Consider the following 12,423-nt stretch of genomic DNA (forward strand, 5'->3'; position numbering starts at 1 on the left):
AAAACCAGTATAATAAACTGGATGGGGTGAAGGGTCCCGAAAACCGCCAGCAAGCCTGGTCAGTCATCAAGACCCTTCCTTCGATAAGACAAGCGGTATCATGATACCGGAATTATACCAACACTCAAGGAGGAATTATGATTATGAAATTAGAAAAATTCGCTCATCCAACTGAAGGGGAAAAAATTCAGATTGATAACGGAACACTGCAAGTGCCTAATAACCCGATCATTCCTTTTATCGAAGGTGACGGTACAGGCCGCGACATCTGGAAAGCTTCCAAGCGTGTATTGGATGCAGCTGTTGAAAAAGCATATGATGGCAGCAAAAAAATTGCATGGTATGAAGTGTTTGCTGGTGAGAAAGCATTCAATACATACGGTGAGTGGTTGCCGAATGATACGCTCGAAGCCATTCGTGAGTATATCGTAGCTATCAAAGGACCTCTGACGACGCCAATCGGTGGCGGAATTCGCTCCCTGAACGTAGCATTGCGTCAAGAGCTTGACCTGTACACTTGCCTGCGTCCTGTACGCTATTTCGACGGAGTGCCTTCCCCGGTTAAACGTCCTGAACTGGTAGACATGGTCATTTTCCGTGAAAATACAGAAGATATCTACGCAGGTATCGAGTATGCTGAAGGTTCCGATGAAGTGAAAAAAGTGATTCAGTTCCTGCAACAGGAAATGGGCGTTAACAAAATCCGTTTCCCTGAAACTTCAGGTATCGGTATCAAGCCAGTATCCTCCGAAGGTTCCAAACGTCTGGTACGTGCAGCCGTTCAATACGCTATCGATCACAACCGTAAGAGCGTGACATTGGTACACAAAGGTAACATCATGAAATTTACTGAAGGTGCCTTCAAAAACTGGGGTTATGAAGTCGCTGAGGAAGAGTTCGGCGATAAAGTGTTCACTTGGGCACAATACGACATCATCAAGGAAAAAGACGGTACAGACGCAGCCAATGCAGCTCAAAAAGCAGCTGAAGATGCGGGTAAAATCATCGTTAAAGATGCGATTGCCGACATTGCTCTGCAACAAGTATTGACTCGTCCAGGCGAATTTGATGTTATTGCTACATTGAACCTGAACGGTGACTACCTGTCCGACGCACTTGCTGCACAAGTTGGTGGTATCGGTATCGCTCCAGGAGCGAACATCAACTATGTAACAGGCCATGCGATCTTCGAAGCTACACACGGTACTGCACCTAAATATGCGGACAAAGACGTCGTGAACCCTGGTTCCGTTATCTTGTCCGGTGTTATGTTGCTTGAGCACCTGGGATGGCAAGAAGCAGCAAACCTGATCTACAAAGGTATGGAAACTTCCATCAACAACAAAACCGTAACGTATGACTTCGCACGTCTGATGGATGGTGCTACTGAAGTTAAATGCTCTGAATTCGCTGATCAAATCATTAAAAACCTGTAAGGGGAGTTGAGAGGCATGACTATTCAGCGCAAGAAAATCACAGTAGTCGGTGCCGGATTTACCGGAGCAACAACCGCTCTAATGCTTGCACAAAAAGAGCTTGGAGATGTTGTGCTGGTTGATATTCCTCAGTTGGAAAACCCGACTAAAGGTAAAGCACTCGATATGCTGGAGGCGAGCCCTGTTCAAGGCTTTGACAGCAATATCGTCGGAACTTCAAACTACGAAGATGCGTCAGGTTCAGACATTGTAATTATCACTGCAGGTATTGCCCGCAAGCCGGGAATGAGCCGTGATGATCTGGTCAATACCAACGCTGGAATCGTGAAGTCCGTGTGTGAAAATGTGAAAAAATATTGCCCTGATTCCATCGTCATTATTCTGAGTAACCCGGTAGATGCGATGACTTATGCTGCATATAAAACACTAGGATTTCCTAAAAACCGAGTTATCGGCCAATCCGGTGTCCTGGATACAGCGCGTTATTGCACATTCATTGCGCAGGAGCTAAATGTATCCGTTGAGGATGTTCGTGGTTTCGTTCTTGGTGGCCACGGAGACGACATGGTACCGCTTGTTCGTTATTCAAGCGTTGGTGGTATTCCAATCGATACATTGATTCCGGCAGATCGCATTGAATCCATCGTACAACGCACACGTGTTGGCGGCGGCGAAATTGTCAATCTGCTGGGTAACGGAAGTGCCTATTATGCCCCGGCTGCTTCACTGGTTCAGATGACCGAAGCCATTTTGAAGGACAAAAAACGGATCATCCCAGTGATTGCTTACTTGGAAGGCGAGTATGGTTATAACGACTTGTTCCTCGGTGTGCCAACCATTCTGGGTGGTAACGGGATTGAGAAGATATTTGAACTCGAGCTCACACCTGAAGAAAAGGCGGGACTCGACAAATCTGCGGATTCTGTTCGAAACGTCATTTCAGTCGTGACCATATAAGTTTGAAAACTTCTTGAACATGAATAGTGAGAAAACCTCCGGAAAACCCGGAGGTTTTCTTTTCTTTGGATAAGTTCCCCAGTATAATGAGATGTGATGTATAGCACACTGAAAATGTTGAGGAGGATGGAAATTTTGACAATGATTATGTATTTGCTCCATATCGTCGGAGCGCTATCCATGGGGTTCTATCTGATCTTGCCGTTCGTTGTTGGTAAGATCCGCACGCTGAATACTGCGGCACAGGAAGGTGCATTTACATCGGTTCGTTCCTTGAACCGCATCGCCCAGTATGGGTTGGTTATCCAGCTTCTCACAGGGGGATATCTGATGACGAAGGGTGAGTATTCTCACCTGTGGATGGGTGTCGTTGTTGTTTTATTGCTTGCCATTGCTGCCATTGGCGGTATTATGGGTAAACCACTGCGTCTCGCAGCAGAAGGTGTGAAAAGCAACCGTGATGTAAGCCCGGAGCAGGGCAAGATTCGTATGTTCAGTACAATACTGGCTGTCCTCTTGCTCATTATGGTTTATCTTATGGTTGATCGCACGATCATCTAACGAGTGATCTGCAAGACTATTGTTTTCGATACAGCTTGTTAACCAGAATCTAAAACGCTTGCATTTACATGCGGGTAGACAAGCAGGCAGGGGATGTAAGTATCAAAAATAGACAACCCATGGGGCTGTCTATTTTTATTTGTTTAACATATTGGATTAGGCAAGGCTGACTGAATGAGTAAATACAGCGTTGCGTCCATTTCGTTTGGACTCGTATAATGCACTATCGGCATCCCGAAGCAAGGATTCAAGTGAATCCGTTTCACGGCTATACTGGGCAACCCCAAAGCTTGAAGTAATAGGCACAAGACTTCCTTCCACATGAAGAGGGTCATTCAGCAAAGCGACACGTAGCTGCTCGGCGAGCTGCTTTCCATCCTGAAGAGTAGCATTCGGTAGGGCAATGACAAATTCCTCTCCGCCATACCTGGCGAACACCATCTCAGAGTTCAAATAACGATTACAAACCGAGACGACATGAACAAGGGCCTGATCCCCAACTTCGTGTCCATAAGTGTCGTTGATCCGTTTGAAATGATCGATATCAAATAGAATAAAAGAGGCTGGCTGATGGCTAAGCTGTGCCTCGTTCAAAATTTCACGGCCTTTGTGCAGGAACTGCGTTCGATTGTATATTTTGGTCAAACCGTCGAAATAAGCGAGCTGCTTCAACTGCTCTTGCAGAAACCGCTGCTCCGTAATATCAATCAGCATGATCAGGCTTCCAACGGTCACTCCGTTTTTGTTATACACATATGATGTTCTGACCTGATAACAGACTGTCTGCCCACGTAACTGCCAATAGAGATCTGTCTGCAGGCCTTCCCTTCCGTATTCCACGGGAAAAGTCTCGCCTGCCAGTGAAAGCCAGATATCATTCAACGGCTGTCCAACCATGCTTGTCTCCAGTTCAGGCAGCATCTCGCGCAGCGCCTTGTTGTAATCGACCAGACGATTCGAACTATCCAGAACAATAACACCTTCGCGCATGCTCTCAAAGATACTGTCTTTGGCGATAGGGACGATCGTCAATAGACGAGAAGACAGGATTGCCCAGATGTACATGGATGAAGTGACACACATGAGTACCGGTACAGGATCCATTCCTCCTGGCGTCAGTCCCATTAAATAAAGAAAGGCACCCGTCATCGGTATTAGTTGGGAAGTAATCAATGTAAGCAACTGAAGTCGATACATTTTCTTGGTGTGTTTCCATTGCGCAATCAGGATCAGACATGCACATAACAGACAGGAAAAGGTAAATGCTCCGTGAACAACATACCATTGGCCAGCAGCAATATCCATTAAGGGAACAGAACTATCTGTTCGAAGCCATACCTTTTTGTAGAATAAATGGTGGTAGTCATTGGTTGCAACCATGAAGAGCGTAATCGTCGGAATGACGAACAGCGCTGCCGTTGCTTTTTTCGATAGTGACTTGCCTGTGTACTGGATCATCAGGATCAAGCCGAGGGAGGCGGAGAAAGGCATGCCCATGTACTCCACTACCGTCCAGAATTTCATTTGTTCCAGTGTATTGCTGGCGAGTTCAATGGCATAACCAAAGGTATAAACGGATAAGGCAGCCGTATAGAGCATAAATACGTTGGCTCTTGAAATTTCTGCTCTCCTAAAATAGGTGTATACACACAAAAAAACATTCAGGACGGCTGAAGTGGTGACAAGGGATATATAAGCGTTAATGTGCGATTCCATTATTTGGCTCCATGTCAGATTGAGAATCTGTTATTTGAGATGCTTGATCGAACGCAGGATATATACCGGGTATAAGGTATTAAAATCACATTTGTATACTGTACATTGTACCTCAGCCCAAGCGGCATAGGAATACAATTTGCGTCATGAAACAGGTCATTTTCGAAAAATAATCGAAATTTGGTGCAATCTATTATTCATCCTATTTTCTGTTTGACCTCCAAAAGAGAGGGTAAGTAAGTATCGAGACAGCAGAAGTGAGTTTTGGATGATGTCAGCTGCAGCAGGAATAATCTGTACTGTTCATGCCATCCTACAGAATGAGAAGTTTACAGCCATTCATTTTGAGAGGAGAATGTGAAATGTCAACCAATACACAAACGCAAAAAACGATGCCAGCACAACATCAGGACCAGCGTCCCGGAATTGAATCGGAGATGCACCCTAAGCCGGAGTTCGAAAAACCGCAGTATAAGGCGGCTGACAAATTATTGGACAAAGTTGCCCTTATTACCGGAGGTGACAGTGGAATCGGACGTGCCGTTGCCATTACGTATGCCAAAGAGGGCGCGGATGTAGCCATCGTATACCTGAGCGAGCACCAGGATGCAGAAGAAACCAAACGTCAAGTGGAGCAGGAAGGACGCAAGTGTATCCTGATTGCCGGAGACATTGGTGATGATTCATTTGCCAAGAAATCTGTTCAACAGACGGTGGAGCAGCTGGGCAAGCTGGATATTGTGGTTAACAATGCGGCCGAGCAGCACCCACAGCAGAATCTGGAGGATATTACGCCTGAACAGCTGGAGCGGACGTTCCGCACCAACATCTTCGGGATGTTTTATATCACGCAGGCTGCCCTGCCACATCTGAAGCAAGGCAGCACAATTATCAACACGACGTCGATCACAGCCTATCGAGGTAGCCCGACTCTGCTCGATTATTCGTCCACCAAAGGAGCGATCACGTCCTTCACACGTTCCTTGTCCATGAATGTTATTGAGAAAGGCATTCGTGTAAATGCGGTAGCTCCAGGCCCAATCTGGACACCTCTGATTCCATCGACATTTGATGAGAAAAAGGTGAGCGAGTTCGGCGCTACGCAGCCGATGAAACGTCCTGGTCAACCGGATGAGCTGGCTCCTGCATATGTCTATCTCGCTTCGGATGATTCATCCTATGTGAGTGGACAAGTCATTCACATCAACGGTGGCGAAGTCGTTAACGGATAATTTGAAGCTCAGTTCGAGTTAGTATTTTCAATAACATATCTAAGACGTATCGTTCAGCTGCTGCTGGCGGTACGTCTTTTTTGTTTTGACAATGATCCCAAATTTCTGTGCGATGTTTACAAAAGTCAGGATCAGAAATGATAGTTACATGATATTCTTGATACATGTTCTCTTGGACTTCGTACAGTAAACGTACTTCATGTCGGTTCTGGTTTCAATTAGAAACGAATCTGTCCCAAAGGCAACTGTGATATGATAGACGGAACATAGCTATCGGGAGGATACAACATGAAGATTAGCAAACAAAACGCAGCACATTACATATGGGGTGCACAATGTGATGGATGGCATCTCGTGCAGAACGAGGGTTTAAGCATTATTCATGAGTGCATGCCTGCAGGAACAGATGAAATACGTCATTACCATAACGTAAGCCGCCAATTCTTTTTTATTCTGAGCGGAGTGGGGTGTATGGAGTTAGATGGCGTGGAGTATATACTTGAGCCACATGAAGGATTGGAGATTCCTCCAGGTGTGCCTCATCAGATGCAAAATACAAGTGCAAATGAAGTAGAGTTTCTGGTTGTTTCACTACCAGGTACACATGGCGATCGGATAGAGTTAACTAACCTATAATTGAGATTAACTAAAAAGGAAGAGATTAATGAGACCGTTTCGAGTTCGCCTTTCCATCATCATGATGATATTGATTGGTGTATCCGTCATTGTGGCTGGATATACGATGGGCAGAGTATTTAAAACAACACACACCACGGCACTGGAGCAAACGATGGTGCGTGAAATCAATTTGCTGAAAGCAACGTTTCCTTTCCACGATGCGACCGATCCAACTTCTGCAGAAACCAGAAAGTACTATTCGGATCGGGCAGGCGAGCTGGAGAAGCTCACCGATTCCAGGGTAACGTTTATTAATCGGGATGGAACGGTCATTGGAGATTCAGAGAGTGATCCTGCGACAATGGATAATCACCTGGACCGGGAAGAAATCAAGGGTGCAGTCGGCGATGGTTATGGCCAGTCCATCCGTTTCAGTGAGACGCTGGGAGAAGATATGTTATATGTCGCTCTGCCCGTGAACTCGGATCAAAGTGATATGGTCGAAGTGCCAGGCGGAGAATTCGATGGTTACATCCGATTATCAATGAGTTTGGCTGCTGTGGACCAGGGGTTACAGCGCGGCTGGTTAATCATGTTTGTAGCCTTGGGACTATTGTTCCTGATTGTGGCTCTGGTTAGTTACCGGGTTGCTCGGGGATTAACCTCACCGATCGAACACATAACAAAGGTAGCTCATCGGATTACCAAACTGGAGTATGATGCACGGGTAAAGGTAACACGCAGAGACGAAATTGGACAGCTTGGGCTGGCGATTAACGGAATGGCTGACAGTCTTCAGACACAGCTTAAGACAATTCGTGATAATGAGGCACTACTTCAGAGTGTCCTGGCTAATATGGCAGGCGGCATTGTCATGATTGATGCATCCCAGTCGATTGCACTGGTAAACCGGGAAGCAGAGCGTATGCTGGGTATTGAATCCGAACGCGTGACAGGTAAACCCTATATTGAATTGAAGAAACATTATGAATTAACGCGGACGATTGAAGAAAGTGTAGCTGTTCAGGACCGGATGCATGAGGAGGTAAGTATCTTTAACCCCGAGGAACGTCTGATTCGTATTGATGGTGTTCCGATGACTGAAGATGATGGCGGATACCGCGGGATGCTGTTCCTTTTGCAGGATGTTACGGCGATACGCAGACTGGAATCGATGCGTAGTGAGTTCGTTGCGAATGTTTCCCATGAATTGAAGACCCCTGTGGCCGCGGTCAAAGGGTTTGCTGAGACGCTGCTCAGCGGGGGAGTGCAGGACAAAGAGACGGAACGATCATTTTTGCAGATCATCTATGATGAAGGCGATCGATTAAACCGATTAATCGGGGATATTCTGGAGTTATCCAAGATCGAATCCAAGCGGGCACCGCTGCAATGTTCTCCTGTACATGTGCATTCGTTCTTCGAGATGGTTCTGGGTACACTATCCAAAGTGGCAGAGAAGAAGCAGATTCGACTGCAAATGTTTGTGCCTGAGGAGCTGTATATCGAAGCCGACGAGGATAAAATGAAACAGATCTTCATTAACCTGCTCTCGAACGGGATTAACTACACCCCTGAGGGTGGGCGTGTCAAATTACAAGTGACGGTCGAGCATGGTGAAGCCGAGGAACAGGTGGTATTTGCCGTATCGGACACGGGAATTGGTATTCCGAAAAAGGACCTGCCGAGAATTTTTGAACGTTTCTACAGGGTAGACAAAGGAAGATCTCGCAACTCTGGTGGTACGGGGCTTGGGTTATCCATTGTGAAGCATCTGGTTGAGCTGCACCATGGCAAGTTATCGGTTGAGAGTGAACTTGGCATGGGTACAACGTTCAAGGTCATCCTTCCCCTGATACAGGATGAAGAAATCTAGGCCTGAAGAAGTGAATTGTAAAATCGAATAAATTGCTTTACACAGCGTTAACAAATAAGTGCTATGATATAAAAAGTGTTGTGGCAACAGACAACCTATAAGGAGAGAAGGGGTATCATGGCACAGCGTTTGCTAGTTATTGAAGATGAACCTACATTATCGAGATTACTTACGTACAACCTGACACAGGAAGGTTATGACGTTACCGCCGAGGATCATGGATCTTCAGGATATGACCGAGCAGTTTCCCAGGACTTTGATTTGATCCTGTTGGACCTGATGCTGCCAGGAATGAACGGTCTCGATATTCTGAACAAATTAAGAGTTCAAGGTGTAACTACACCCGTTATCATCCATACGGCGAAGAACGGTGAAGCCGAGGTGGTACAGGGTCTGAAATCCGGAGCTGACGACTATATTACGAAGCCCTTTGGCGTTTCGGAACTGCTTGCCAGAGTGGATGCCGTATTAAGGAGATATTCCAGTGGTGATGACCTGCCGCAGCCAGAGGACAAGGACGGTTCACGAATTGTACTGGGCGAACTTGAGATCTATCCACTGAAGTATGAAGTGACGCTGGGTGGACAATCGATAAGTCTGCGTCCCAAGGAATTCGAGGTTTTGCTCTATTTGGCCAAGAAGCCAGGCGTTGTACTTACACGCGATGACCTGATGAATGCGGTCTGGGGCTTCGATTATATTGGAGGCCAGCGTACCGTAGACGTCCATGTCAGTTCGTTACGTAAAAAGCTGGAGCTGGACCCGGAATCCGTACACATTGATTCCATTCGTGGTGTAGGTTATAAACTGGTTGTAAAAAGAAAAACTCCCCATCATTCAAGTTCGTAATGATCGGGGAGTTTTATTTTACGTTCAATTTACATAAACCTTTATTTTCCTTTACATAGAGGGAGTAGCATGAACTTGTCCGAGTGATTCTTAGGACCTACATAACCCATCTCAGGACGGAGCTCATACGTAAAGGAGATTGCGCATTTATGCCCACGTTGCTCGAAGAGAAGCCTGATCTATCCGTAGAAGTTACATATAAGCATGAGCATGATTCGATTCGTTTAACTCAGGATGATCTTACAGAATTAACCCTTAACAATCAGGTGTCCATCCGAGAATACTGCCGTCAGGTTCCCATGGTGGGGGTGCATACCACCTGTGGAGAGGCTGCCAGCATACTGAGTCAGGAACAGAAATATCCATGTGTAATATTGGGTGATGATGAGAATCGCCCGCTGGGGTTATTGATGCGGGAAACCTTGTATCGAATACTGAATGGACGTTTCGCCGCGGACTTGTTTTATCGCAAGTCCATATCACATGTTGCTGATTCATCTCCGGTAGTCGTGGATGTACGAGCTGATGCGCCAGAAGTGATTGATGTAGCTTTGTCACGAAGTGAGGAGCATTTCTATGATTGCATCATTGTAACGGAGGAGAACAGGGTGCTTGGCGTATTAACCATGCGGGATCTCATGTCCCTTTCAAGAAGGATGCAGCACGAGGCTGGAGAAGAGCGCGTTCACACCATTACCGAGAGCCAGAAAGAGATATCCCGGATTCATGAGTCGATCACGAAGCTGGTTCAATCCGCCGGAAAGACAGGAGAAGATGCGAAACAAATTATTCAATTGTCTGAACAGGGCGCAAGCAGTCTTATGCAGGTTGAGGCTTCTTATAACCGTGTACATCAGCACATGGGAGGGCAGCGCCAGCATGCGAATGATATGTTGATCTCCATCGAAACCGGAGCGGGCATGGCACATTCCATTCGATCTCTGGCCGATCAGAGTGCATTGCTTGCGATGAATGCTTCCATTGAGGCAGCTCACGCTGGCGAGTATGGGCGAGGCTTTCAAGTGGTAGCCGGTGAGATTCGGGCCTTAGCCAAACAAACACGTGAGGTTGCGGGAGCTATGTCCTCCTTGCTCGAAGGGATCGGTGAATTAACCAGACAAACCGTTGAACTGGTTCGCGCCAGTGCTGCTGAAATTGACGACAGCTCCGTACATGTTACCGAGGGAAGTGCCGCTTTCAATCGTTTAAACTCTGCCGTGGAAGGTATGCTTCATATTGCTGCCAACATTGCAGAGGAAGGCAAGCAGACTGGAGAAGTGGCGGATTATATTCGAAAAAAACTGGAGTCTATGATTTCCGGATGAGGATTGTAATCAGAGATAGACATCATTTACCATCTATGATCGTAATGGGAAGGTCATGGCTTGTGAAGGATGTCTTTTTTTACATTCCGTTAACACGAAAGTGATACTCTTTTTACATTGAGAAGGTAGGATATTAAGGATGACCGAGAAACTGAAAGTTATTGATCAGGCCTCGGCCTCAACGTAAAGGGAGCTTGGTTTTGTCCCTCCAGCGAAGGAGAAGTGAACATCCATGAAGGAACTCATTCACATTGAAGGACTTAATTTGTACTATGATACGCATCATGCGCTTAAAAATATATCAATGGACCTGCCGGAACGAACTGTAACGGCATTCATCGGACCGTCAGGTTGTGGTAAATCCACACTGCTCCGTACGTTAAACCGGATGAATGACATGATTCCGGGAGTACGTGTCGAGGGACAAGTTCTGCTCGATGGATCGGATATCTACAGTAATGAAATCGAAGTTGAAACGCTGCGCAAACGAGTAGGCATGGTGTTTCAGCAGCCCAATCCTTTTCCAAAATCAATCTATGATAATGTCGCATATGGCCCACGTTTGCACGGTGTTACCCAGAAGGCGGAGCTGGATCAGCTGGTTGAGCAAAGTCTTGTACACGCTGCATTGTGGGATGAAGTCAAGGATGTACTCAAGAAATCGGCGCTTAGTCTGTCGGGCGGTCAGCAGCAGCGTCTCTGTATTGCACGCGCCCTCGCGGTACAACCTGATGTACTGCTGATGGATGAAGCCACTTCGGCCCTGGACCCCATCTCGACATTAAAGATCGAGGAACTGGTCAAGGAACTGCACAACAAGTACACCATCGTCATGGTAACCCATAACATGCATCAGGCTGCCCGCGTATCGGGTAAGACTGTGTTTTTCCTGAATGGTGAGGTTGTGGAGGCCGCTGATACAGAAACGCTGTTCTCCACGCCCCAGGATTCCCGAACCGAGGATTATATATCCGGACGGTTCGGTTAAGCAAGCTAAATTCGAACGAACCCGGCGTATCCGGAGATGATGGACAAGGGGGACATGGAAACCTATGATTCGCAGAAAAGAATTTGATCAGGAGCTTGAAGAGCTTCGCATTTTGCTTCGGCAAATGGGTGAGCATGTAGGGACGGCATTGGATGGTGCCATCGAGAGTTTACGGACATTGGATGCTGAGAAAGCTCAGGTCATCATCAAGAATGATGCGAATCTGAATGCGCTGGAAGACAAAATCATGGAACTGGGCTCCAAGCTGATTATTACCCAGCAGCCAGTCGCGAAGGATCTGCGCCGTATTATTGTGGCGTTCAAAATCTCAAGTGATCTCGAGCGTATGGGCGATCTCGCCTTGGACGTTGCCAAAGTTACGCTTCGTATGGAAGGACAGGAGCTGATTAAGCCATTGGTGGATATCCCGCGTATGGCGGAAATCGTCAAAGAGATGATTGATGAATCCATCGAGTCATTCCTGAAGGAAAATACGGATCTGGCTTACAAAATGGCACAAACGGATGATCAGGTTGACCAGCTGTACAGTCATATGATTGGCGATCTATACAGTTTCATGACCTCTCATCCAACTCAGGCTTCTCAAGCCATGCTGCTCATGTTGGTAGGACGGTATATTGAACGCATAGGTGATCATGCAACCAACATTGGGGAGAGCACGGTTTATCTGGTAACAGGTAAACGTCCGGATCTGAACCAATAATCATTAACGGCAAATCATTGGAATTGGGGACGATTTGCTGCAAAAACAAGGGACTTTCTCCCGGCGGCCTGCACACGACAGGCTGTCTGTGGAGAGAGTTCTTTTTTTGCTGGATGGAATGTGTAAAAAGATGCCCAATCT

11 protein-coding genes are annotated in these 12,423 nt (G+C 46.5%); 10 read left to right on the forward strand and 1 reads right to left on the reverse strand.

The features are described from left to right. Positions 1–143 precede the first annotated feature (143 nt). From icd to F4V51_RS09460, 3 genes are all read left to right on the forward strand, one after another. A complete protein-coding gene (gene icd, locus F4V51_RS09450) occupies positions 144–1,436 on the forward strand; it encodes an NADP-dependent isocitrate dehydrogenase (protein ID WP_153977776.1) in 1,293 nt (430 codons plus the stop codon). 15 nt (positions 1,437–1,451) lie between these two features. Next, the gene (gene mdh / locus F4V51_RS09455) at positions 1,452–2,393 is read left to right on the forward strand and encodes a malate dehydrogenase (RefSeq protein WP_153977777.1); all 942 of its coding nucleotides are present in this window, start codon (positions 1,452–1,454) and stop codon (positions 2,391–2,393) included. A gap of 135 nt (positions 2,394–2,528) precedes the next feature. Next, entirely contained in the window at positions 2,529–2,954 is a 426-nt protein-coding gene (locus F4V51_RS09460; protein WP_153977778.1) for a hypothetical protein, read from the forward strand. Between the two features lie 156 nt (positions 2,955–3,110). Here F4V51_RS09460 and F4V51_RS09465 read toward each other — a convergent pair whose 3' ends face one another. Next, positions 3,111–4,670, reverse strand: a complete 1,560-nt coding sequence (locus tag F4V51_RS09465) for a histidine kinase N-terminal 7TM domain-containing diguanylate cyclase (protein ID WP_153977779.1) — start codon at positions 4,668–4,670, stop codon at positions 3,111–3,113. Between the two features lie 362 nt (positions 4,671–5,032). Between F4V51_RS09465 and F4V51_RS09470 the strand changes: the two genes are divergently transcribed. The 7 genes from F4V51_RS09470 (at position 5,033) to phoU (ending at position 12,282) form a co-directional block, all read left to right on the forward strand. After that, the gene (locus F4V51_RS09470) at positions 5,033–5,902 is read left to right on the forward strand and encodes an SDR family oxidoreductase (protein WP_201281191.1); all 870 of its coding nucleotides are present in this window, start codon (positions 5,033–5,035) and stop codon (positions 5,900–5,902) included. A gap of 288 nt (positions 5,903–6,190) precedes the next feature. Next, positions 6,191–6,538: a cupin domain-containing protein gene (locus F4V51_RS09475; protein ID WP_153977780.1), complete on the forward strand. Its 348-nt coding sequence runs from the start codon at positions 6,191–6,193 to the stop codon at positions 6,536–6,538. A gap of 28 nt (positions 6,539–6,566) precedes the next feature. Further along, entirely contained in the window at positions 6,567–8,396 is a 1,830-nt protein-coding gene (pnpS, locus tag F4V51_RS09480) for a two-component system histidine kinase PnpS (protein WP_153977781.1), read from the forward strand. Positions 8,397–8,513: 117 nt separating this feature from the next. Further along, on the forward strand, positions 8,514–9,245 hold the full coding sequence (locus tag F4V51_RS09485; protein WP_153977782.1) for a response regulator transcription factor: 732 nt from the start codon (positions 8,514–8,516) through the stop codon (positions 9,243–9,245). Positions 9,246–9,394: 149 nt separating this feature from the next. After that, complete coding sequence (locus F4V51_RS09490) at positions 9,395–10,570, forward strand: methyl-accepting chemotaxis protein (RefSeq protein ID WP_153977783.1); 1,176 nt, start codon at positions 9,395–9,397, stop codon at positions 10,568–10,570. 232 nt (positions 10,571–10,802) lie between these two features. Further along, positions 10,803–11,558 carry a phosphate ABC transporter ATP-binding protein PstB gene (pstB, locus tag F4V51_RS09495; RefSeq protein ID WP_095288115.1) on the forward strand — a complete coding sequence of 252 codons (756 nt, stop codon included), beginning with the start codon at positions 10,803–10,805 and terminating at the stop codon, positions 11,556–11,558. Positions 11,559–11,622: 64 nt separating this feature from the next. Further along, the gene (gene phoU / locus F4V51_RS09500; protein WP_095288114.1) at positions 11,623–12,282 is read left to right on the forward strand and encodes a phosphate signaling complex protein PhoU; all 660 of its coding nucleotides are present in this window, start codon (positions 11,623–11,625) and stop codon (positions 12,280–12,282) included. Positions 12,283–12,423 lie beyond the last annotated feature (141 nt).

Origin of the sequence: Paenibacillus xylanilyticus, assembly GCF_009664365.1 — a bacterium.
GTDB lineage: Bacteria > Bacillota > Bacilli > Paenibacillales > Paenibacillaceae > Paenibacillus > Paenibacillus xylanilyticus_A.